Source organism: Bradyrhizobium sp. USDA 4506 (genome assembly GCF_054058795.1).
This window is the reverse complement of the sequence record NZ_JBSSBM010000002.1, coordinates 1,411,407-1,432,711: the sequence shown is the minus strand read 5'-3', so window position 1 is coordinate 1,432,711 and position 21,305 is coordinate 1,411,407. Positions and strand designations below refer to the sequence as shown.

The window sequence follows — 21,305 nt, the reverse complement described above, 5'->3', positions numbered from 1 at the left end:
ATCCGCTTCGCTCGAAAACGCTCTAATGGCTGATCATCCAGGGACGCGCGGTGGGAAACCCCTTGGCGCCGCTCTTGGTCTTGGTCATCAGCCGTGCCGGCTTCTTCCTTCCCGTCGAGCAGCAGCCGCAGCCCGGGCCGTGCGCGGCCTTATATTGATCGAGCGTCTTCGGCGCGTGCCGGCTCTGCTCATTGGTGGCGTGCGCCTTGCGCTTGTCCGAGGGCATGCAGAAGAACGCCGGCGCGGTGAGGATCACGCGCAGCGACGTCGCCTCGCATTGCGGGCAGTCCTGCGGCAGGTCGCATTCCGCCATCGGCCGCATGTCGGTGAACGGGCCGCAGTCGTTGCAGAGATATTCGTAGATCGGCATTTCCTTAATCCTTGCGCAGTCGTGCGTGACATTCGGCGATGGATGCGGGGCGGCCGATACGCAGCCGTCCCGCACCCTTCGCGCAGGGATCACCTAAGGATCACTTGTCCGGTGAGATCGGCATCTGCACGTCGCCCTTGATGTGCTTGATCGGTCCCGCCGACGACGGCATGACGTCGAAGTCGAAGATCTCCGTCGGCAGCCACAGCGTGGCACAGGCATTCGGCACGTCGACGACGCCGGAGATGTGGCCCTGGCACGGCGCGGTGCCGAGGATCGAGTAGGCCTGGGCGCCGGAGTAGCCGAACTTCTTCAGATATTCGATCGCGTTCAGGCAGGCCTGGCGATAGGCGATGTGGACGTCGAGATAGTGCTGCTTGCCGGCCTCGTCGACCGAGATGCCTTCGAAGATCAGATAGTCCTTGTAGTTCGGCGTGATCGGCGACGGCTTGAACACGGGGTTCTTGATACCGTATTTCGAGACGCCGTCCTTGATGACATCGACCTTGATGTGCAGCCAGCCGGCCATTTCAATGGCGCCGCAGAAGGTGATCTCGCCGTCGCCCTGGCTGAAATGCAGATCGCCCATCGAGAGCCCGCCGCCCGGCACATAGACCGGGAAGTAGATCTTCGAGCCGCGCGACAGATCCTTGATGTCGCAATTGCCGCCATGCTCGCGCGGCGGCACGGTGCGGGCGCCCTCGAGGCCGATCTTGGCCTTGACGTCACCCTTGGCCTGGCCGGCATGCGCGGTCGGCGCGAACGGCGGATTGGCAAGGCCTGGCACCCGGGTCGGGTTGGTCGCGATCAACTCGGCTTCGCGCGCGTTCCATGCGGCAAGCATCTTGGCGTCGGGCAGACAGCCGATCAGGCCGGGATGGATCAGGCCGGCGAAGTTCACGCCGGGGACGTGGCGCGATGAGGTGTAGAGGCCCTTGATGTCCCAGATCGACTTCTGTGCCAGCGGGAAATGGTCGGTGAGGAAGCCGCCGCCATTCTGCTTGGAGAAGAAGCCGTTGAAGCCCCACAGGCTCTCCTTCAAGGGACCGACGTCGAGCAGGTCGACGACGAGGAGATCACCGGGCTCGGCACCCTTGACGCCGATCGGGCCGGACAGGAAGTGCACGATCGAGAGATCGATGTCGCGCACATCGTCGGCGGAATCGTTGTTCTTGATGAAGCCGCCGGTCCAGTCGACGGTCTCGATGATGAAGTCGTCGCCGGGGCTGACCCACTCGACGATCGGAACCTCCGGATGCCAGCGGTTGTGGATCTTGTCGTTTTCATAGGCCGACTTGCTGAGATCGACCTTGATCAGTGTATCTGGCATCGCATTGCTCCCCTTCGTTTACTGGTGGTTACACAGACAGATATTTCGAGATCTGCGCGGCATCGACGCTGGCGCGTGGATCGTCGCGGACGATCTCGCCGTTCTCGATGACGAGCACGCGGTCGGCGATGTCGAGCGCGAAGCTCAGGACCTGTTCGGAGACCACGATCGACAGCCCGCGCTCGTCGCGGATCCGCTTCAGGGTGCGCGCCATGTCCTTGATGATCGACGGCTGGATGCCTTCGGTCGGCTCGTCCAGCAGCAGCACCTTCGGCTTGGTCGCCAGCGCGCGGGCGATCGCGAGCTGCTGCTGCTGTCCACCCGAGAGATTGCCGCCGCGGCGGCCCTTCATCTCGAGCAGCACCGGAAACAGCTTATAGATGTCGCCCGGTACCTCGGAGCCGCCTGACACCACGAGCCCGGTCTCGATGTTCTCCTTCACCGTCATCGTGGAGAAGATCATGCGACCCTGCGGCACATAGGCGAGCCCCTTCGCGACCCGCTCGTAGCTCTTCATCGCGCCGAGCTCGGTGCCGTCCATGGTCACCTTGCCGCTCTTGGCCGGCAGGATGCCCATCAGCGACTTCATCAACGTGGTCTTGCCCATGCCGTTGCGGCCCATGATCGCGACGATCTCGTTGGGTGCCACCGAGACGTTGAGGCCGTGCAGCACCTCGCTCTGGCCGTAGGCGACGTGAAGATCATTGATTGCCAGCATCGTCCCGGTTCCTCAGTGGCCCAAATACACTTCGATGACTTTCGGATCGTTCTTGACGTGCTCCATCGTTCCCTCGGACAGGATCTGTCCCTGGTGCAGCACCGTGACCTTGTGCGCGATGTCCTCGACGAACTTCATGTCGTGCTCGATCACCAGCACCGAACGGTCCTTGATGATGCGGTTGAGCAGCTCGGCCGTCTTGGCGCGCTCGGACACGCTCATGCCGGCGACCGGCTCGTCGAGCATCAAGAGGTCCGGATCCTGGATCAGCAGCATGCCGATCTCGAGCCATTGCTTCTGGCCATGGCTCAGCTGGTCGGCATAGATATTGAGCTTGTCCTTCAGGAAGATCATCTCGGCGACCTCCTCGACCCGCTGCCTGACGGTGTCGTCGCGCTGGAAGGTCAGCGAGCCGAACACCGTGCGGCCGCGCGGAAAGGAAATCTCGAGGTTCTCGAACACGGTGAGATCCTCGAACACCGACGGCGTCTGGAACTTGCGCCCCACTCCGGCTTGCACGATCTCGTTCTCGCGCAACCTGGTCAGCTCCTGGCCACGGAACTGGATCGAGCCTGACGTCGCCCTGGTCTTGCCGCAGATCAGGTCGAGCACCGTGGTCTTGCCGGCGCCGTTCGGGCCGATGATGACGCGGATCTCGTTCTCCTCGACATAGAAGGAGAGATCGTTAACGGCCTTGAAGCCGTCAAAGGACACAGTGAGGCCGGAGACCGCGAGCAGGAAGTCCTTGGGCTGATGGCCGACGAGCATGATGATCCCTCCTCACTCGGCCGGTGCGCCGTCGGCGATCAGGCCGGCCGCCGATTTCGATTTGCGTGATGCCAGCAGGCGATCGATGCGCGGCTGGACGTGGTCCGCCCAGATGCCGGACAGCCCGTTCGGGAAAGCGAGCACGACCGCGATGAACAGCGCGCCGAGGCCGAACAGCCAGAGCTGCGGGAAGGACTCCGAGAGGCTGGTCTTGGCGAAATTGACCAGCAGCGCGCCCCAGACTGCGCCGAAGATCGACATCCGGCCGCCGACCGCGGTGTAGATCACCATCTCGATCGACGGCACGATGCCGACGAAGGATGGCGACATGAAGCCGACCTCGAGCGTGAACATGGCGCCGCCGATCGCAGCAAACACCGCCGCGGCGCAGAACGCGAAGATCTTGAAGTTGGCGACGCTGTAACCGGAGAAGCGCACGCGATCCTCCTGCTCCCGCATTGCCACCAGGATGCGCCCGAGTTTTGTCAGGCGGATGAACTGCGCGACGCAGATGCAGCCGAACAGCAGCACAACCTCGACGAAATACAGAATGAACTTGGCGTGATCGGTGCGGATATCCCAGCCGTGCAGCGTGCGTAAGTCGGTAATGCCGTTGATGCCGCCGGTGTAGCCTTGCTGCCCGACAATCAGGATAGTGAGGATCGCGGCGATCGCTTGCGTGATGATGGCAAAGTACACGCCGCCGACCCGACGTTTGAACATCGCGGCACCGATGATCAGCGCGAAGACCGCGGGAACCAGCAAGATCGCCAGCAGCGTGACCGGGAAGCTGTGAAACGGCTTCCAGAAGAAAGGCAGCGAGGTGAGCTGGTTCCAATCCATGAAATCGGGAATGCCCGGCGTCGACTGGATCTTGGTGTTCGCGACCGAGGACGCCTCGAGCTTCAGGTACATCGCCATGCAGTAGCCGCCGAGGCCGAAGAACACGCCCTGCCCTAGGCTCAGGATGCCGCCATAGCCCCAGCACAGCACGAGGCCGATCCCGACGAAGGCGTAGGTCAGATATTTGGCGACCAGGTTGAGGCGGAAGATATCGAGCGACAGCGGCAGGATGAGAAACAGCAGCACCGCGAGCGCAAGGAAGCCGAGCAATTCGGAGCGATTGAAAAAGCGCGAGTTGATGATCATGACCAGCCTGCTTGTTCTTATTTGCGGACCTTGAGCGCGAAGAGCCCCTGCGGACGCACCATCAGGATCGCGACGATCGTCAGCAGCGTGATCACCTTGGCCATCGATCCCGACAGGAAGAATTCCAGCGTCGATTGGGTCTGCGAGATCGAGAAGGCGGAGGCGATGGTGCCGAACAGCGAGGCGGCGCCGCCGAACACGACGACCAGGAAGGTGTCGACGATGTAGAGCTGGCCGGCCGTCGGCCCGGTCGAGCCGATCATGGTGAAGGCCGAGCCGGCGATCCCGGCGATGCCGCAGCCGAGGCCAAAGGTGTAACGATCGACCTTCTCGGTGTTGATGCCGACGGCGCCCGCCATCACGCGGTTCTGCACCACGGCGCGTACCTGCTTGCCCCAGCTTGACCAGAACAGCACATAGGCGACCGCGATCGTGATCAGGATGGTCAGCGCCATCACGAACATGCCGTTGATCGGAATCTGGATGGAGTCGGTCGCCTGCCAGGAGCCCATCATCCATTCCGGCAGTTCGACGCCGACCTCGCGCGCGCCGAAGACCGAACGATAGGCCTGCTGCAGGATCAGGCTGAGGCCCCAGGTCGCCAGCAGCGTGTCGAGCGGACGCTTGTAGAGATGGCGTATCAGCGCCCACTCGACCAGCATGCCGAGCGCGCCTGACGCAATGAACGCGAGGATCATTGCGATGAAGAAGTAACCGGGGAACAGCCAGGGCGCGACGTGCTGCACGGCGTTCGACGTCATCCAGGTGACGTACGCCCCCAGGATCATGAACTCGCCATGGGCCATGTTGATGACGCCCATCTGGCCGAAGATGATGGCAAGCCCCAGCGCCATCAGCACATAGACGGAGAACAGGATGAGCCCGGCAAATCCCTGCATCGCAAGGATGGCGCCGAGATCGCTGATCGAATAGTCGCCGAACATCTGGTCCTCCGTCATTCCAAGGGGCACGCGCCGCCGGTCAAGCGACGCTCGTTCCGCGGCGTGGACGATGACGTCCACGCCACGATGCGTCGTGGAGCTTCGTAGCCCGGGTGAGCGGGTGCGATGCCCGGGACGGTCCCGCATATCGCCCCGCTCATGCGGGCTACTGGCTCACTGGTAGCCCTTGGGGAACGGATCCGGCTCGACGAGATCGGCGGTCTCGTAGATCAGCTCGTACTGGCCGTCGGCCTTGGCGCGTCCGACGCGGGTCTTCGACCAGAGGTGATGGTTCTCGTGGATCCGGACGTAACCTTCCGGCGCGCCCTTGAACTCGACGCCGGGCGACGCGGCCGCCACCTTGTCGATGTCGAAGGAGCCGGCCTTCTCCACCGTCAACTTCCACAGCCACGGACCGAGATAGGCAGCCTGGGTGACGTCTCCGATCACGGTCTTCTCGCCCCACATCTTCTTGAAGGCGGGCACGAAGGCCTTGTTGTTCGGATTGTCGAGCGACTGGAAGTATTTCATGCAGGCATAGGCGCCGGCGATGTTCTCGCCGCCGATGCCGTCGATCTCGTCCTCGGTGACCGAGATCGTGAGCAGCGTCTGCTTGGACAAGTCGATGCCGGCCGCCTTGAGCTGCTTGTAGAATGCGACGTTGGAGCCGCCGACGATGATCGCGTAGATCACGTCCGGCTTGGTCAGCTTGATCTTGTTGATGACCGAGTTGAACTGGGTCGAGCCGAGCGGGAAGTATTCCTCGCCGACCACTTTGCAGCCTTGCAGATGGTTCTCGATGTGCTTGCGCGCGATCTTGTTCGAGGTGCGCGGCCAGATGTAGTCCGAGCCGAGCAGGTAGAAGCTCTTGGCGCCCTTGGTCTTGTTGACCCAGTCGAGACCGGCGATGATCTGCTGGGTCGCCTCCTGCCCCGTGTAGATCACGTTCTTGGACTGCTCGAGGCCTTCATAGAAGGTCGGGTAGTACAGCATGCCGTTGTACTGCTCGAACACCGGCAGCACCGCCTTGCGCGAGGCCGAGGTCCAACAGCCCATCACGGCCGCGCATTTGTCGTTGACCAGCAGCTTCTTGGCCTTTTCCGCGAAGGTCGGCCAGTCGCTGGCGCCGTCTTCCTGGATGAACTTGATCTTGCGGCCGAGCACGCCGCCGGCGGCATTGATCTGCTCGATCGCGAGCTTCTCGGCCTCGACCGACCCGGTCTCGGAGATCGCCATGGTGCCGGTGACGGAATGCAGGATGCCGACCGTGACTTCGCTATCGGTGACTGCAAGACCCGTGGTGTTGACCGCAGAGGTTGCAGGAACGTCGGCAAATGCCGGACGGCCCAGCATCGAAACGGCCGGCAATGCCGCCATTCCCATCAAGAGCTTGCGCCGGAGCGGAGACTTCAGGCCTGGTTTTGGTTCGTCTGACATGAGCACCCCATCTGGTTCGAGAACGCTTATTGATCAGGCGAGGATTGCTCACTTTTGTGCAGCGCACTGATACGTGAGATCGCGTATACTGCACCGCAAAATAGCGACGTAGGTTTTTGGTACGGGATTTGCCCGCGATCAGCGCATCGTGGACCAGGAGTTCAAACGAGTGGCAGGGCGGCAGCGGATAGACCGCGTCAGGCGCCAGTACAATCAATGGGTCGCCAACCAGACGCTGGAAGACTACGCGCTGCGCTTCACCGCCAAGAGCGCGCGGCGCTGGTCCGCCGCCCGCGTCGCCAACACCGCGCTCGGCGCGATCTCCTTCCTCGCGCTGGAGGCGATCGGCGGCACCATCACGCTGAACTACGGCGCGATGAATGCCTCCGCCGCGATCCTGGTGGTCAGCGTCATCATCTTCCTCTGCGGGCTGCCGATCGCCTACCATGCCGCGAAAAGCGGCATCGACATCGACTTGCTGACCCGCGGCGCCGGCTTCGGCTATATCGGCTCGACCATCACCTCGCTGATCTACGCCTCCTTCACCTTCATCTTCTTCGCGATCGAAGCCGTGATCCTGGCGAGCGCGCTCGACATGTGCTTCGGCATCCCGCGGCCGATCGGCTATTTGATCAGCGCAGTCGTGATCATTCCGCTGGTCATCTACGGCATCACGCTGATCAGCCGCTTCCAGCTCTGGACCCAGCCGCTGTGGATCATCCTCCATATCATGCCGTTCGCGGCGATCGCCTGGGCCAATCCGCATTCGTTCACCGAGTGGCGCAAATTCGCCGGCGATCACGGCGATCCCGCAGGGACTCTCGATCTGTTGCTGTTCGGCACCGCGGCCTCCGTCGTGTTCGCGCTGGTGGCGCAGATCGGCGAGCAGGTCGACTTCCTGCGCTTTCTGCCGCGTGACCGCCGCACCTCGCGCAAGGCCTGGTGGATCGCGCTGCTGAGCGCCGGTCCCGGCTGGATCGTGCTCGGCGCGCTCAAGCTGCTGGCCGGCTCGTTCCTCGCCTTCTTCGCGCTCAGCCACGGCGTCTCGGCCGAGCACGCGGCCGAGCCGGCCAACATGTATCTCGAAGCCTTCCGCTACGTGCTGTCGCAGCCGGATCTGGCAATGGCGCTGACCGGAACATTCGTGATCCTGTCGCAGGTCAAGATCAACGTCACCAACGCCTATGCCGGCTCGATCGCCTGGTCGAATTTCTTCTCCCGCCTCACCCACTCGCATCCCGGCCGCGTGGTGTGGCTGGTGTTCAATGTTGTCGTCGCGCTGCTGCTGATGGAGATCGGCGTCTACAAGGCGCTGGAGCAGACGCTCGCGCTCTACTCCAACGTCGCGATCGCCTGGGTCGGCGCGCTGGTGGCCGATCTCGTCGTCAACAAGCCGCTCGGCCTGCGGCCGCAGCACATCGAGTTCAAGCGCGCCCATCTCTGCGATATCAATCCGGTCGGCGTCGGCGCGATGACGATCGCCACCGTGGTCTCGATCAGCGCGTTCTACGGCCTGTTCGGCCCGACCGCGAAGGCACTATCGGCCTTCGTTGCGCTTGCGGTCGCGTTCGTCACGGCTCCCCTGATCGCCTGGGCCACCGACGGCAGGTACTACATCGCCCGCAAGCCGAAGCGGAGCTGGCAGAACATTGAATCGATCCAGTGCTGTATCTGCGAGCATGCGTTCGAGCCCGAGGACATGGCCTCCTGCCCGGCCTATGCCGGCCCGATCTGTTCGCTGTGCTGCTCGCTCGACGCACGCTGCCATGACCTCTGCAAGCCGCATGGCCGGATCGGCGCACAGGTCTCGGACGCGCTGGGCAAGGTGATGCCGCAGCCGATCTATGCCCGCATCAACTCGCAGCTTGGGCATTATCTCGGCGTGTTCGCCGTCTCGGCCGGCCTCGTGGCGTTGGTGCTCGGCCTGATCTACCTGCAGACCACGGCAGCCGTGCATGCCAACGAATTGCTGGCCGACGTGCTCTGGAAGGTGTTCTTTGCGCTGACGCTGATTATCGGCGTCGTCGCCTGGCTGTTCGTGCTGGCGCAACAAAGCCGGCGTGCCGCGGAAGCGGAAACGCGGCGGCAGACCACGCTGCTGATCCAGGAGATCGACGCCCACAAGCGCACCGACGCCGAACTGCAGCGCGCCAAGGAAGTCGCGGAATCGGCCAATCTCGCCAAGAGCCGCTACGTCGTGGGCCTCAGCCACGAGCTTCGCTCGCCGCTGAATGCGATCTCCGGCTACGCGCAATTGCTGGAGCAGGACGACAGCCTGCAGGTGCGGCCGCGCGAGCAAGTGCGCGTGGTCCGCCGCAGCGCCGATCATCTGTCGGGGCTGATCGACGGCATCCTCGATATCTCCAAGATCGAGGCCGGCCGGCTCTACCTGTCGCGCGATGAAGTGCGGTTGAACGATTTCCTCGAGCAGCTGGTCGGCATGTTCCGCCTGCAAGCCGCAGCAAAAGGCATCGACTTCGTGTTCAAACGGCCGGCCGTGCTGCCCGTCGTCGTCTATGCCGACGAGAAGCGGCTGCGGCAGATCCTGATCAACCTGCTGTCGAATGCGATCAAGTTCACGCAATCCGGCCAGGTGCAGTTCGTGGTGCATTACCGCAGCCCGGTCGCAGAGTTCGAGGTGATCGATACCGGGCCGGGCATCCAGCCCGACGACCTCGAGCGGATCTTCGCGCCGTTCGAGCGCGGCGCGCTCGGTGTCAGCCAGCCGCAGACCGGCACCGGGCTTGGCCTCACCATCAGCCGCCTGCTCGCGGGTGTGATGGGCGGCGACATCAAGGTTTTGAGCATGGTCGGCACCGGCAGCACGTTCCGCGTCAAGCTGCTGCTGTCGGAGGTCACCAATCCGCGGCGCGATGCACCGGTCGATGCTCCCGTGTACGGCTATCACGGTCCGCGCAAGACCATCCTGATCACCGACGACGACCCGACCCACCGCGACCTCCTGCGCGAGATCCTGACGCCGCTCGGCTTCATCCTGCTCAGCGCGCCGGACGGGCCAGGCTGTCTTGCGCTCGCGCAGCATTGCCGGCCGGACCTGTTCCTGCTCGATATCTCGATGGCGGGCATGGACGGCTGGACGGTCGCCGAAACCTTGCGCTCCGAAGGCCATCACCAGGCGCGGATCCTGATGATCTCGGCCAGCGCGCTGGAGGCGCATGGCGCGCCGCTGGCGCAACCATTCCATGACGGCTACCTGATGAAGCCGATCGACATCCCGCGGCTGCTCGAGACCATCCGCCAATTGCTCAAGATCGAGTGGCAGTATGAGGCCGAGCCGGCCGCGCCTCCGCAATGGAAGCCCGAGAGCGGTTCGCGGCCGCCGGTGAAATATGTCGAAGAACTGATCAGCCTCGGCCAGCTCGGCTATGTCAGGGCGATCCAGCTCAAGCTCGACGAGATCGGCAACGAGTGTCCCGAACATGCCGACTTCGTCGGCCAGATGCGCACGCTGATCGACCGGTTCGATCTCGATCAATATATGGCGACGTTGAAGACATTGCACAGCTATGACCATTGAACAGAAGAAGCGCGACGTCGCGCTCGTCGTCGACGACTCTCCGGAGACGTTGCGCCTGCTCACCGACGCGCTCGACGGCGCCGGCATGACCGTGATGGTCGCACTTGACGGTGCCTCCGCGATGCGCATCGTCGAACAGATCACGCCCGATATCGTGCTGCTCGATGCCGTGATGCCCGGCATGGACGGTTTCGAGACCTGCCGGCGGCTGAAGCGCGATGCCGGGCTTGACGGCGTGCCGATCATCTTCATGACGGGTCTCGCCGAGACCGAGCACATCGTGCGCGGGCTGGAGGCCGGCGGCGTCGACTATGTGACGAAGCCGATCGTGGTCGAGGAGATGCTGGCGCGCATCCGAGTCCATCTCGCCAATGCGCGGATGACGCAAAGCGCCCGCGCGGCGCTCGATGTCTCCGGCCGCTATCTGCTCGCCGTGAACAGCGCCGGCGCGCTGCTGTGGGCGACGCCGCAGGCACAGCGACTGCTGTCGGATACGCTCGCCGACGCCGCCGACAATTTCGTGCTGCCGGATCCGATGCCGCAATGGCTCGAACAGGCGCAGAAAGGCAAGACCGGATCGAAGACCGCGACCATGGCGTCGTTCCCCGGCAACGAGCAGCTTCGGCTGCAATATATGGGCAAGCTCGGCCCGAACGAATTCCTGCTGCGGCTCGCCAAGGACACCAGCGGCGACATGCCGGCCGAGTTCTCCAGCGAGCTCGGCCTGACCACCCGCGAGGGCGAGGTGCTGTCCTGGCTCTCCAAGGGCAAGACCAACCGCGACATCGCGCAGATCCTCGGCCTCAGCCCGCGCACAGTCGACAAGCATCTCGAGCAGATCTACGCCAAGCTCGGCGTCGAGAACCGCACCGCCGCCGCCGCGATCGCGGTCAACGCAAGGCATCGCAAATCTTGATCTAGCGCCTCTGCGCCTCGCACCGAAACGTACGCGAGGCACGGGGGACGCTACGCATCCACAGTCGGCGAACTGCCTTTCCGATCAGCCGGCACGGCAGATTCCAACGACACGTCGTGTTCCGGCGGCTGCGTCTTTCGCCACTGCGCCGGCGTCACGCCCATGTGGCTCTTGAAGGCGCGCTGAAAGGCGGCCTCCGATTGATACCCGACCATCTCCGCAACGGCGCCGGTCGAAAGCGATGATCCCTTCAACTCGTTTGCCGCAAGTGTCATCCTGATATCGGTGAGCAGATCGCTGGCCGATCGCCCGAGCTTGTCCTGGAACTGCCGCGCCAGCGTCGCGCGCGACATGTTGCAAAGCCGTGCGAGCTCCGGCAGCGACCACGCATGCGCGGGCTCCTTGAACATGGCGGCCACGGCCGGTGCGAGCCTGGGATCGCCGACCAGGGCGAGAAGTCCCCGTGACGTTGCATCGGTCTCGCTGGCAAGCCGCAGCACAAGCGCGAACATTGCCGTGGATAGCGCATTCAGCATGGCGTGGCCGCCCAGATGATCGTCGGCCGTTTCGCTGCGCATCAGGGACACGAGCCCGGCGAGCTGCGCAGCCGTTCCCTTTCCCGCACGCGTGCCGGCATGCACGACAAGACGCGGCGGAAGATAATTGCGCAACAGACGGTCGTGTGGCGGAGCAATCGCGAAGTGCCCGCACAACAGGTCAAGCCGTTCGTCCGATCCGAGGTTTTCGCTGATCGTGAAATTCTCCGCTGCCCGGTTGCGCGCCGGCAGCGGTGTCGCCCCGCTTCCGTCGTGCATCACGTGTCGCGGGTTGCCGGGAAGCAGGAGAATATCGCCGGGCTTCAGCAGCAACGGCCGTCCGCCCGCGGCGTCGTCCAGGATCGCCGAGCCGGCAAGCACCGCATGATAGGGGATTTCACTGGTTACACCCGGTCCCTGCTCGATACGCCAGGGGACGCTGTAGCTGCAGCGCAGGTCGAGCCGCCCGCGCACCGGCATCATCTCGAACAGCCGGCTCAGCCAATCCATAGCCAAATTCCCCTGAAGCAGCACTTGAGACGATTGAGCATATAAACGAGCAATATGAACATTCAATGTCTCAAATCTCGATCCTAATGTCACTCCGCAATCGTTCACCACCCCGAACAAGGAGTGCCACCATGTCTCGTCTCTCAACCCCCAATCTCGAAAGCGATACCGGCCCGTCGGGCCAGATCTACGCCCAGATCAAGAAGGCGATCGGCGCCGTCCCGAACACCTACGCGGCGATTGCGGCCCACGGTCCGGCCGCGCTCAAGTCGATCCTCGCGGCCGATGCCGTGCTGACCGGCGGCAGCCTGCCCCGGCGCGACCTGGAGGTCGTCAAGCTCGTGATCAGCGCAGCCGGCGGCTGCGATTATTGTGTCGCCGCGCATTCGCATCTCGCCAGGCTCGCCGGCGTGAATGCCGATGTGCTCAAGCAGATCCGCAACGGAGCGCCGACCGGTGACGCCCGGCGCGATGCGCTCGTGCATTTCGTCCGCAAGCTCGCGCAGTCGAGCGGCACCGTCAGCGACGGGGATTTCGCCGCGATCAAGTCCGCCGGCTACAGCGACGCACAGCTGGTCGAGATCAGCCTGGCGTTTGCGACCACGGTCTTCACCAACGTCTTCAACCGCATCAACGACACCGACATCGACTTCCCGGCAGTCGCGTGAAGCGACCGGGCGATGTCACGCGAAAAGGATCACGACCATGACCACGCTTGCCAACACCACACAAAATCCGCTTGTCCGCGCGCTTCATAGGTCCGGCCTGCTCGCGGAAGATCTCGACTATCACGTCGTCCGGGCCGCGATGGTGATCATGTTCCTGTTCTTCGGTTACCAGAAGTGGTTTCCGTACGAGTTCGAACGGCTGGTCCCGTTCATCAGCAACGGGCCGCTGATCTGGTGGCTGTACCCAGCGTTCGGCCACGCCGGCGCCAGCTACTTCCTTGGCGCCTCGGAGTGGACGTTCGGTTCGCTGCTGCTCGCGGGCTTCTGGGACAAGCGGCTCGGCGTGCTCGGCGCCCTCGGCTCGACCGGAACCTTCATCGCGACGGTCACCATCATTCCGTTCATGCCTGATGGCTGGGACGTTGCCGCCGGTGGCTTCCCCGCGATGACCGGCAACGTGCCGTTCCTGATGAAGGACGTCGTTCTGCTCGCCGTCTCGCTCTACCTGCTGCGACAGGACGTGGTTCGTCTAATCAGGCAATAGCTGATCACGATTGATCGCCGGTGGGCCTCGGGCGTGCCGGCGATCGCGCGTGGTATTGAGCAGACGCAGCATTTCTCTCGAACACAACGACATGGCAGTCACTATTGCTGCACGGTCCGGCGGCCCATGCTCTTTAAGAACCGAGCCATAACCCATTGCCGAACTTGCATAATGCGTTGAAAATCGGCCACGCGCTCCGCGCGATCGGCTGCGCTGTCGCCCGCTCGACGACGCACCGCCGCTTCCATGCACGAATGATCCGGTAGCTCTCCGGCCATGAACATAGTTCCGCCGCGCGGTCTGCGCTAAGAAGGAGCGCCGGTGTTGTTCTGGGGTGAGTTGATGAAGAAGGACGACGTCACATGCCCGCGTTGCGGGGCTGGATTCCGACGCCTTGAGCTGGCATCCAGGTCAGGAAGTGAGGGCGAGTATCGCTGCCCGGTTTGCGAGACGACCCTCGAGCAGTTCGATGGCGACAAGCTTGTCGCTTACCGCCTGACCATCCAACCCTCGATTCGCGGGTTGAAGACCTAGCGGCCCCGCTGCATGGAATGCCGCCGGAGCAAAATCCGGATCACGATCTCCGCTTCAGGACATAGCTGTCCATGATCCAGCCGTGCCGCTCACGCGCCTCGCGTCGCGCGGCGACGATGCGAGGACCCACCTCTGCCAGTTCTCCCGCCATGACGATCTGATCGGGCATGCCGAGATAGGCGCCCCACCAGATTTGCAGTCCGGCAGGATCCAGCGTCTGGAAGGCGGCGCCGCCGTCGAGCATCACGACCACGGTGTCGAGGCCGGGCGGCCAGCCGCCCTCGCGCAGCCGCCGGCCGGTCGTGACGAGGAACGGCTCGCCGATCTCATTAAGCGGCAGCGCATGCGCCGCGCACAGCGCCTGGATCGACGTGATGCCCGGGATCACCTCGATCGATGGCAACGGATCGAGCCGGCGCGCAATCCGCAGGCTCGAATCGTAGAGCGAGGGATCGCCCCAGATCAGCAGGGCGACGCGTCCCTCCCCGCCGAGATGGCGCGCGATTTCCTTCGACCACGTCGCGGCGATCGCATCGTGCCAATCGTCCACGCCCTTGCGATAGTCCTCCTCACCGGCGTCACGCACCGGCAGGTCGAACTCGGCAATGCGTGTGCGGTCGTTGCTCAACGCTTCCGCGCAGATGGTGCGACGCAACTCGGCGAGATCCGACTTCGCCGTCCCCTTGCGCGGGATCAGGATCAGGTCGGCGGCATTGATCGCGGCGGTCGCGGCGAAAGTGAGCTGCCGGGGATCACCACAACCGATGCCGATCAGAGACAGCGTCAACATAGCCGCGTCACCCTCGTTCCGTCGCCAGCGCACCGAACAGGATAACGGCAGCCGCCGTGGCCGCGCCTGCCTGCGTGAGCTGTTCGGCCAGCGCTGCGATCGTGGTGCGAAGCAGCCGCTCGTCGGCGTGGCCGAGCGATTCCGCCAGCAGTGCGGGAGTGTCGGGCGCGAGGCCGTGCGCGATCAGCCTTGCGGCCAATGCCGGGAAGGTCCGCCGCCCCATATAGACGACGGTGGTCGCTTCCGGATCGGCCAGCGCCGCCCAGTTCAGGTCCGCAGGCAATTCGCCTGTCACATCGGCGCCGGTGACGAACTGGACCCGGCGCGAGGTCAACCGGCGCGTCAGCGGAATGCCGGCCTGCGCGGCGGCAACCGACGCCGAGGTCACGCCGGGAATGATCTCGTAGCCGATGCCGGCCACGCGCAGCGCTTCGATCTCCTCCTCGAGCCGTCCAAAAATGCCGGCGTCACCGGATTTCAGCCGCACCACCCGCACGCCGGCGGCGGCATAATCGACCAGCAGCCGGCTGACATGGTGCTGCTTCGCCGACAGGCGGCCGGCGCGCTTGCCGACCGCGACGAGATTGGCGCCGGAGCGCGCGAGATCGAGGATCGCGCCCGAGGCGAGATCGTCATAGAGCACCACATCGGCCTCGCGTAGCCGAGCCGCTCCCTTCATGGTCAGGAGTTCGGGATCGCCGGGACCGGCCGAGACGAAGGAAACGAATCCGCTCACCGGTCCTCCGCAATCAGATGGAAGAATGTACCCGTCGCACAGCCGCGCCGCGATCCGGTCTCCGCAACGATCGTACCGGTCGCATCACGCACCACCGCGAGCGGCGTGTCGGGCTGCGCGATGATCGTCGAATAGTGAAACTCGTGGCCGCGCAGCCGTGCGCATGGGCCGTGGCCGGGCATCGGTGCGGCAAGCTCGGCGACCCGGTAGCCCAGATGCATGCGGCGCTTGGCATAGCTCGTCTCAAGGCCGAGCAGGCCCGCCATCTCGTGGCGCACGCCGTCGGCGTCGGTCAGCGCGGCGCCCAGCACCATGTAGCCGCCGCATTCGCCGTGCACCGGCCGCGTCGCGGCGAAGGCGCGGAGCCGCCCGAAAAATCGCCTGTTGGCCGCAAGTCGGCCGGCATGCAGCTCGGGATAGCCGCCGGGCAGCCAGCACACATCGGCGCCCGAGTCGGGGCCTTCGTCCGCAAGCGGCGAGAACGTCACGATCTCAGCGCCGGCCGCGCGCCAGGCTTCCAGCATGTGCGGATAGACGAACGAGAATGCGGCATCGCGCGCCAGCGCAATGCGCTGGCCGGGCGGCGTGATGTCCAGCCCACGCACGGCTGGTTGTGGCGACCAGACGCGCGCCGATCGCAGCACGGCGTCGAGATCGACATGCTCGGCGACGAAGCGTGCGGCTTCGTCAATCAGACCGTCGATTTGAGCCTGCTCTTCGGCCTGTACCAGGCCGAGGTGACGCTTCGGCAAGGCGATCTCGGCGTGGCGCGGCAGCGATCCCAATACCGGAATGCCCGCACCTTCCATGGCATTGCGCACCAGCGCTTCATGCCGCGCGCTCGCGACGCGATTGAGGACGACGCCCGCAAGCCGAACGCCGGCGCGAAAATCACGCAATCCCGCCGCGACCGCCGCCGCGGTCTGCGCCTGACCGGAGGGATCGATCACCAGCAACACCGGCCACTCCATCATCTCGGCGATGTCGGCGGTGGCGCCGGTCCCCGAGACGCCCCGCGCGGCGACGCCGTCGAACAGTCCCATCGAGCCTTCCGCCAGCACGAGATCGGCGTCCGCGCCGCGGCCTGCCAAATGCGCGATCGCTTCGCGCGCCATCGCCCAGCTATCGATGTTGACCGACGGGCGTCCCGTGGCGACCGCGTGAAAGGCGGGATCGATGTAATCAGGCCCGCTCTTGAGGCATTGTACCTTGAGACCACGATTGCGATAGGCGCGCGCCAACGCCAGGGTCAGCGTCGTCTTGCCGACACCGGATGCCGGCGCAGAGATGACGAGCCCCGCGGTCATTGCGATGATTCCGGAAAACGCGGCGCCACCCCGACCGGACGGTAGCGACGGTCGTAGTCAGCTGCATAGAGACGGCTCTCGGCGAATTCGTCCGCGCCGAGCGTCTTGCCGACCAGAATGAGCGCAGTGCGTTCGAGCTCGGGGCCGACGGCGGTATCGAGCGTCGCGAGCGTGGCGCGCACGATGCGCTGGTCCGGCCAGCTCGCGCGCCAGACGATCGCAACCGGGCAATCCGCGCCGTAGTGCGGCGTGAGCTCGGCGATGACCTTGTCGAGCAGATGGATCGAAAGATGGATCGCCAGCACCGCGCCGGTCGCGGCAAAGGCTGCGAGCGTCTCGCCATCAGGCATCGCGCTCGCCCGGCCCGGCGTGCGCGTCAGCACCACCGATTGCGCAAGGCCCGGCAGCGTGAGCTCGGCCTCCAGCGCCGCCGCGGCTGCCGAGAAGGCCGGCACCCCCGGCGTGACCGAATAGGGAATCCGCAACGCGCGCAGCCGGCGCAGCTGCTCGCCCATCGCCGACCAGATCGAGAGATCGCCCGAATGCAGCCGCGCGACGTCCTTGCCCTCCGCATGCGCGGCAGCGATCTCGGCGATGATTTCGTCGAGCGAGAGCGGCGCGGTGTTGACGATGCGCGTATCCGGCGGGCAATGCGCCAACACACCTGCAGGCACCAGCGATCCGGCATAAAGACAAACCGAGCACGAGGCGATGAGATCGCGCCCGCGCAGGGTCAGCAAATCGGCAGCGCCGGGTCCTGCGCCGATGAAATGCACCGTCATTCGCCGTCTCCTTCCGCGATCGCCGCAACGGCCATCCGGTCCGGTGACGCGGTCCTGATCGAGATCAGGCGCGCACCGCGCCCTGCTGCAGCGATCGCCGCAGCTTCGGCGACCGAGCCCGTTCCGAATCTCGCCTCGATGAACTCGGATTGCGTTGCAGTCTTTATTTCAGCCAGGACCCCGGCGGGAATGCTCCGGACCGGCAGCCCCAATTCCCGCGCCAAGTCCCTCAATGCCGCCGCATCGGCCTTGTCACTCACCGTTGCAATTGCCGCAAGGCCGTCGGAACCGCCGGCCGCGTCGAGGGCGCCGCGCAAGGACGCGACACTGGCATTGCGCCTGAATCCGAGACCAGCGACCTTCATCGGAGCGCGCTCCATTGCACGATCGGCCGCGCGGCCTTCCAGCCGCGATAGCGGCCCAATGGCTCGGCCTGCGCGATCTCGACCCGCATCAACTCGCCGCCATGACGCTGGTGCAGATCGCAGAGCAGCGCCTCTGTCTCCAGGGTCACCGCATGCGCGACCAGCCGCGTGCCCGGCGCGATCTGCGACCAGATCGCATCGAACATATCAGCGTCGAGGCCGCCTCCGATGAACACCGCATCGGGCGCCGCGAGGTCCGATAAAGCGCCGGGCGCCTCGCCCTCGCTGACTGTGATCCGATGCGTCAAGCCGAAGCTCGCCGCATTGCTGCGGATGTTGGCGGCGCGTTCGGTGCGGGCTTCGACGGCGATCGCCGTCCCTCCACACAGCGCCCATTCGATCGAGATCGAGCCCGAGCCCGCGCCGACATCCCACAGCCGCTCACCGGGCCGCGGCGCAAGCGCCGACAGCGCAAGCGCGCGGACCGGCCGCTTTGTCAGTTGCCCGTCATGCACAAAGAGCGCATCGGCAAGACCCGAGCTGCTTGCGATTCCCTGCGCTCCCCGCGCCTCCAGCGCGACTGCGACCAGGCTCTCGCCTGAATCACCCGCATACGAGTCGGCGCGATGCTGCGTGATAGATTCACGCGGTCCGCCAAGCGCCGCAAGCGTCCATATTGCCGACGCCCCCCAACCACGCTCCGTCAGCCAGCGCGCAAGGTCGGAAGCTGCCTTGCCGTCACGCAGCAGGCAGATGATCCGCGCATCGCGCACGAGATGCGGTAACAACCGTTCAAACGGTGCGGCATGAAGACCGAGACAGACACCATTCTCGATACGCCAGCCCAAACGAGCCGCCGCCAGTGAGAACGTCGACGGCGAGGAGTGCGCGACCCACTCGCCGGCCTGCAGCTTCTCGACAAGGCTTCCGCCGACGCCATGCCAGAACGGATCGCCCGACGCGAGCACCACCGTCGGACGGCCGCGACAGCTCAGCACGATGTTCGCATCGAACGGCACCGGCCAGGCACGGCCGCGGTCGGCGATGCCGGCGAGCGCGAGGTGCCGTTCGCCGCCGAAAACTGTTTCGGCTTCACGGAGCGCCTTTCGGCTTGCATCGGAGAGGCCGGCAAGGCCATCTTCGCCGATGCCGATGATGGTCAACCAGGGATTATCCATGATGCGCGCCCTGATCCTGGGCGGAACGGCCGATGCCAATCTGCTCGCCGCTGCGATCGCAAGCGCGGGGATCGACGCGGTCTATTCCTATGGCGGCCGCACCCGTGCGCCGGCTGACCAGCCATTGCCGGTCCGCAGCGGTGGTTTCGGCGGCGTCAGCGGTCTTGCCGACTATCTGCAACGCGAAGCCATCACGCATGTGGTCGATGCGACGCATCCCTTCGCGGCCGAGATGAGCCGCAACGCCATCGCGGCGTGCGCGCAGACCGCAACGCCGCTGCTCGCGCTCGAACGCGCGCCCTGGGACAAAACCTCCGGTGATCGCTGGATCGAGGTCGCGGACGTCGTATCCGCAGCCGCGGCCTTGCCGGACAGCCGCGCCAGCGTGTTCCTCGCGATCGGCCGCCAGCATATCGCGCCGTTCGGCAACCGGCCGCAGCATGCCTATACGTTGCGTTTCGTCGACCCGCCCGAGCAAGCGCTGCCATTGCCCGATGCCGACGTCATCGTCTCGCGCGGCCCCTTCACGCTCGAGGGCGAACTCGCGATGATGCGCGCACGTCGCATCGAGTGGATCGTCGCCCGCAACTCCGGCGGAACCGGCGCGCGCGCCAAGATCGACGCCGCCCGCGTGCTCGGCCTTCCCGTTATCATGATCACGCGGCCGCTGCTGCCCGACAGGCCGCGGATGGAAAGCGTGAGCGAGGTGATGCAATGGCTCGGTCATCGGACCTGCCTCGGCGCATAGACCCAGCGGCCGACCCGCCGTGTCGCCGAATTGCCGACGATCACGAGCGTCCGCATGTCGGCCATGTCTGGCCTTGCGTCGCGCAGTTCGACCGTCTCGATCCGCTGCTCGGGCGTGCTGACGGAGCGCGCGAACACCACGATCCGCTCGTCACAGCCGGCCTCGCGCAAGATCTCGAGCGCGCGCCCAAAACCTTCCGGCCGGCTGGCCGAGCGCGGATTGTACATCGCGATCGCGAAATCCGCTTCGGCCGCAAGCCGCAGGCGTTTCTCGATCAGCGGCCAGGGCTTGAGATTGTCGGAGAGATTGATCGCGCAGAAATCATGACCGAGCGGCGCGCCGGCGCTTGCCGCCGCCGCCAGCATCGCCGTCACGCCGGGCAGAACGCGAATCGGCAGGTCGTGCCATTGCGGCGCGTCCTCCAGCGCTTCGAACACAGCCGATGCCATCGCAAACACGCCGGGATCGCCTGAGGAAACCACGACGACGTGGCCTCCTTCCGACGCGAGCCGCAGCGCGTCAGCGGCGCGCTGCAACTCCACGCGATTGTCCGAGGGATGCAGCGTGAGCCCGGCGCGCGGCGGCACGCGCGTCACATAGGGCGCATAGCCGACGATGTCGGTCGCGGCCGCGAGCGCAGCAGCGACCTCCGGCGTGATCAGCGCCTCGGCGCCCGGTCCGAGCCCCGCGATGGTCAGCGTGCCGGTCATTGCGCGACCTCCCTGCGCCGCCCCTGCCCGTGCACCAGCACGATCGCAAAATAGGGACAATCGGCCTCGCCGACATCTGCAAGCCGTGCGACGCGCTGATCCGGCATGGTGCCGCGTTCGACCAGCCACGCATCATCGAGGCGCCCCGCGAACGCCAGCGCGCGGCGAATCTTCGGAAGATTGCGACCGGTCTTCATCACGACCAGCGCGTCGGAGCTGCGCATCCGCTCGGCGAGCTCCGCCTCCGGCAGCGTCCCCATCAGAACGGTCGTCACATCGTCGGCCAGCGCAATCGGCTGCCCCACCGAATTCCAGCAGCCGACCATGCCGGGAATGCCGGCGATCACCTCGATCTCGACACGCCCCTGCAGCCGCGCATGCAGATGCATGAACGAACCATAGAAATAGGGATCGCCCTCGCAGAGCACGACGATGTCGATCGCGCGCGCAAATCGCGCCAGGCGCTCGGCCCATTCGTCATAGAAGTCGGCCAGCAGGCGCGCATAGTCCGGACTGTCGAACGCGATTTCCGTGGTGACCGGATATTCCATCGGATATTCGCTGACGTCTGCGGCGAGCAAGCCTTCGACAATGCGGCGTGCCTGCCCCGGCTGGCCCTTCTTGCGAAAATAGGCGACGTGCTTCGCGGCACGCACAACGCGGTCGGCACGCACGCTCATCAGGTCCGGATCGCCTGGGCCGAGGCCGCAGCAGATGATGCGTCCCATCG

General features: G+C 65.1%; 21 protein-coding genes. 5 read left to right on the top strand and 16 right to left on the bottom strand.

The genetic code is table 11. The features are described 5' to 3' along the window. Positions 1–22 precede the first annotated feature (22 nt). The 7 genes from ACVIHF_RS08890 to urtA all read right to left on the bottom strand — a co-directional run bounded on the left by ACVIHF_RS08890 (position 23) and on the right by urtA (position 6,713). Positions 23–370, bottom strand: coding sequence for an FmdB family zinc ribbon protein (locus ACVIHF_RS08890; protein WP_253609396.1), 348 nt, complete (start codon positions 368–370; stop codon positions 23–25). A gap of 100 nt (positions 371–470) precedes the next feature. Next, positions 471–1,700, bottom strand: coding sequence for a formamidase (gene fmdA, locus ACVIHF_RS08885; RefSeq protein ID WP_050400074.1), 1,230 nt, complete (start codon positions 1,698–1,700; stop codon positions 471–473). A gap of 28 nt (positions 1,701–1,728) precedes the next feature. After that, the gene (gene urtE, locus ACVIHF_RS08880; RefSeq protein WP_253609398.1) at positions 1,729–2,418 is read right to left on the bottom strand and encodes an urea ABC transporter ATP-binding subunit UrtE; all 690 of its coding nucleotides are present in this window, start codon (positions 2,416–2,418) and stop codon (positions 1,729–1,731) included. A 12-nt stretch (positions 2,419–2,430) separates the two neighbouring features. Further along, a complete protein-coding gene (gene urtD / locus ACVIHF_RS08875) occupies positions 2,431–3,186 on the bottom strand; it encodes an urea ABC transporter ATP-binding protein UrtD (protein WP_456791904.1) in 756 nt (251 codons plus the stop codon). Between the two features lie 12 nt (positions 3,187–3,198). Next, on the bottom strand, positions 3,199–4,335 hold the full coding sequence (gene urtC, locus ACVIHF_RS08870; protein ID WP_310882440.1) for an urea ABC transporter permease subunit UrtC: 1,137 nt from the start codon (positions 4,333–4,335) through the stop codon (positions 3,199–3,201). A gap of 17 nt (positions 4,336–4,352) precedes the next feature. Further along, positions 4,353–5,279, bottom strand: a complete 927-nt coding sequence (urtB, locus tag ACVIHF_RS08865) for an urea ABC transporter permease subunit UrtB (protein WP_076833517.1) — start codon at positions 5,277–5,279, stop codon at positions 4,353–4,355. A gap of 171 nt (positions 5,280–5,450) precedes the next feature. Further along, a complete protein-coding gene (gene urtA, locus ACVIHF_RS08860; protein WP_057015907.1) occupies positions 5,451–6,713 on the bottom strand; it encodes an urea ABC transporter substrate-binding protein in 1,263 nt (420 codons plus the stop codon). Between the two features lie 169 nt (positions 6,714–6,882). On the opposite strand from urtA, the gene ACVIHF_RS08855 reads away from it, so the two are divergent. Together ACVIHF_RS08855 and ACVIHF_RS08850 are read left to right on the top strand one after the other, a co-directional pair. After that, positions 6,883–10,251: a hybrid sensor histidine kinase/response regulator gene (locus ACVIHF_RS08855; RefSeq protein ID WP_456791903.1), complete on the top strand. Its 3,369-nt coding sequence runs from the start codon at positions 6,883–6,885 to the stop codon at positions 10,249–10,251. Further along, on the top strand, positions 10,241–11,167 hold the full coding sequence (locus ACVIHF_RS08850) for a response regulator (protein WP_225161586.1): 927 nt from the start codon (positions 10,241–10,243) through the stop codon (positions 11,165–11,167). Before ACVIHF_RS08855 ends, ACVIHF_RS08850 begins: the two co-directional genes overlap by 11 nt. 50 nt (positions 11,168–11,217) lie before the next feature. Here the strand turns inward: ACVIHF_RS08850 and ACVIHF_RS08845 are convergent, their stop codons facing one another. After that, entirely contained in the window at positions 11,218–12,213 is a 996-nt protein-coding gene (locus ACVIHF_RS08845; protein ID WP_456794076.1) for an AraC family transcriptional regulator, read from the bottom strand. A gap of 131 nt (positions 12,214–12,344) precedes the next feature. Between ACVIHF_RS08845 and ACVIHF_RS08840 the strand changes: the two genes are divergently transcribed. Then, positions 12,345–12,881, top strand: coding sequence for a carboxymuconolactone decarboxylase family protein (locus ACVIHF_RS08840; RefSeq protein WP_456791902.1), 537 nt, complete (start codon positions 12,345–12,347; stop codon positions 12,879–12,881). A gap of 37 nt (positions 12,882–12,918) precedes the next feature. Then, positions 12,919–13,425: a YkgB family protein gene (locus ACVIHF_RS08835; protein ID WP_057015903.1), complete on the top strand. Its 507-nt coding sequence runs from the start codon at positions 12,919–12,921 to the stop codon at positions 13,423–13,425. A 574-nt stretch (positions 13,426–13,999) separates the two neighbouring features. On the opposite strand, the gene cobF is transcribed toward ACVIHF_RS08835, so the two are convergent. From cobF to cbiE, 6 genes are read right to left on the bottom strand one after another with little or no spacing between them, the layout of a single operon-like run. After that, entirely contained in the window at positions 14,000–14,749 is a 750-nt protein-coding gene (gene cobF / locus ACVIHF_RS08830; protein ID WP_253609404.1) for a precorrin-6A synthase (deacetylating), read from the bottom strand. 7 nt (positions 14,750–14,756) lie between these two features. Beyond that, positions 14,757–15,485, bottom strand: coding sequence for a uroporphyrinogen-III C-methyltransferase (gene cobA, locus ACVIHF_RS08825; protein ID WP_253609405.1), 729 nt, complete (start codon positions 15,483–15,485; stop codon positions 14,757–14,759). Beyond that, entirely contained in the window at positions 15,482–16,792 is a 1,311-nt protein-coding gene (locus ACVIHF_RS08820) for a cobyrinate a,c-diamide synthase (protein ID WP_253609406.1), read from the bottom strand. Before ACVIHF_RS08820 ends, cobA begins: the two co-directional genes overlap by 4 nt. Beyond that, on the bottom strand, positions 16,789–17,574 hold the full coding sequence (gene cobM / locus ACVIHF_RS08815) for a precorrin-4 C(11)-methyltransferase (RefSeq protein ID WP_253609407.1): 786 nt from the start codon (positions 17,572–17,574) through the stop codon (positions 16,789–16,791). The genes ACVIHF_RS08820 and cobM overlap by 4 nt, the downstream gene beginning before the upstream one ends. After that, positions 17,571–17,939: a cobalamin biosynthesis protein gene (locus tag ACVIHF_RS08810; protein WP_176936762.1), complete on the bottom strand. Its 369-nt coding sequence runs from the start codon at positions 17,937–17,939 to the stop codon at positions 17,571–17,573. The genes cobM and ACVIHF_RS08810 overlap by 4 nt, the downstream gene beginning before the upstream one ends. Continuing rightward, positions 17,936–19,117: a precorrin-6y C5,15-methyltransferase (decarboxylating) subunit CbiE gene (gene cbiE, locus ACVIHF_RS08805; RefSeq protein ID WP_456791901.1), complete on the bottom strand. Its 1,182-nt coding sequence runs from the start codon at positions 19,115–19,117 to the stop codon at positions 17,936–17,938. Before cbiE ends, ACVIHF_RS08810 begins: the two co-directional genes overlap by 4 nt. On the opposite strand from cbiE, the gene ACVIHF_RS08800 reads away from it, so the two are divergent. Then, entirely contained in the window at positions 19,116–19,865 is a 750-nt protein-coding gene (locus ACVIHF_RS08800; RefSeq protein ID WP_253609409.1) for a cobalt-precorrin-6A reductase, read from the top strand. The two genes, cbiE and ACVIHF_RS08800, sit on opposite strands and share 2 nt — an antisense overlap. Here the strand turns inward: ACVIHF_RS08800 and cobJ are convergent. Both cobJ and ACVIHF_RS08790 read right to left on the bottom strand, forming a co-directional pair. Further along, positions 19,841–20,575: a precorrin-3B C(17)-methyltransferase gene (cobJ, locus tag ACVIHF_RS08795; protein WP_168857099.1), complete on the bottom strand. Its 735-nt coding sequence runs from the start codon at positions 20,573–20,575 to the stop codon at positions 19,841–19,843. The two genes, ACVIHF_RS08800 and cobJ, sit on opposite strands and share 25 nt — an antisense overlap. Continuing rightward, the gene (locus tag ACVIHF_RS08790; protein WP_253609410.1) at positions 20,572–21,303 is read right to left on the bottom strand and encodes a precorrin-2 C(20)-methyltransferase; all 732 of its coding nucleotides are present in this window, start codon (positions 21,301–21,303) and stop codon (positions 20,572–20,574) included. The genes cobJ and ACVIHF_RS08790 overlap by 4 nt, the downstream gene beginning before the upstream one ends. Positions 21,304–21,305 lie beyond the last annotated feature (2 nt).

What these genes read in the sequence shown, in the direction of transcription:
- urtD (WP_456791904.1), bottom strand. Translation starts at nt 3,186, where the DNA reads ATGCTCGTCGGCCATCAGCCCAAGGACTTCCTGCTCGCGGTCTCCGGC.
- ACVIHF_RS08820 (WP_253609406.1), bottom strand. Translation starts at nt 16,792, where the DNA reads ATGACCGCGGGGCTCGTCATCTCTGCGCCGGCATCCGGTGTCGGCAAG.
- urtC (WP_310882440.1), bottom strand. Translation starts at nt 4,335, where the DNA reads ATGATCATCAACTCGCGCTTTTTCAATCGCTCCGAATTGCTCGGCTTC.
- ACVIHF_RS08840 (WP_456791902.1), top strand. Translation starts at nt 12,345, where the DNA reads ATGTCTCGTCTCTCAACCCCCAATCTCGAAAGCGATACCGGCCCGTCG.
- urtE (WP_253609398.1), bottom strand. Translation starts at nt 2,418, where the DNA reads ATGCTGGCAATCAATGATCTTCACGTCGCCTACGGCCAGAGCGAGGTG.
- urtA (WP_057015907.1), bottom strand. Translation starts at nt 6,713, where the DNA reads ATGTCAGACGAACCAAAACCAGGCCTGAAGTCTCCGCTCCGGCGCAAG.
- ACVIHF_RS08845 (WP_456794076.1), bottom strand. Translation starts at nt 12,213, where the DNA reads ATGGATTGGCTGAGCCGGCTGTTCGAGATGATGCCGGTGCGCGGGCGG.
- urtB (WP_076833517.1), bottom strand. Translation starts at nt 5,279, where the DNA reads ATGTTCGGCGACTATTCGATCAGCGATCTCGGCGCCATCCTTGCGATG.
- ACVIHF_RS08810 (WP_176936762.1), bottom strand. Translation starts at nt 17,939, where the DNA reads ATGAAGGTCGCTGGTCTCGGATTCAGGCGCAATGCCAGTGTCGCGTCC.
- ACVIHF_RS08850 (WP_225161586.1), top strand. Translation starts at nt 10,241, where the DNA reads ATGACCATTGAACAGAAGAAGCGCGACGTCGCGCTCGTCGTCGACGAC.
- cobM (WP_253609407.1), bottom strand. Translation starts at nt 17,574, where the DNA reads ATGACGGTGCATTTCATCGGCGCAGGACCCGGCGCTGCCGATTTGCTG.
- cobJ (WP_168857099.1), bottom strand. Translation starts at nt 20,575, where the DNA reads ATGACCGGCACGCTGACCATCGCGGGGCTCGGACCGGGCGCCGAGGCG.
- cbiE (WP_456791901.1), bottom strand. Translation starts at nt 19,117, where the DNA reads ATGGATAATCCCTGGTTGACCATCATCGGCATCGGCGAAGATGGCCTT.
- fmdA (WP_050400074.1), bottom strand. Translation starts at nt 1,700, where the DNA reads ATGCCAGATACACTGATCAAGGTCGATCTCAGCAAGTCGGCCTATGAA.
- ACVIHF_RS08835 (WP_057015903.1), top strand. Translation starts at nt 12,919, where the DNA reads ATGACCACGCTTGCCAACACCACACAAAATCCGCTTGTCCGCGCGCTT.
- cobF (WP_253609404.1), bottom strand. Translation starts at nt 14,749, where the DNA reads ATGTTGACGCTGTCTCTGATCGGCATCGGTTGTGGTGATCCCCGGCAG.
- ACVIHF_RS08800 (WP_253609409.1), top strand. Translation starts at nt 19,116, where the DNA reads ATGATGCGCGCCCTGATCCTGGGCGGAACGGCCGATGCCAATCTGCTC.
- ACVIHF_RS08790 (WP_253609410.1), bottom strand. Translation starts at nt 21,303, where the DNA reads ATGGGACGCATCATCTGCTGCGGCCTCGGCCCAGGCGATCCGGACCTG.
- ACVIHF_RS08890 (WP_253609396.1), bottom strand. Translation starts at nt 370, where the DNA reads ATGCCGATCTACGAATATCTCTGCAACGACTGCGGCCCGTTCACCGAC.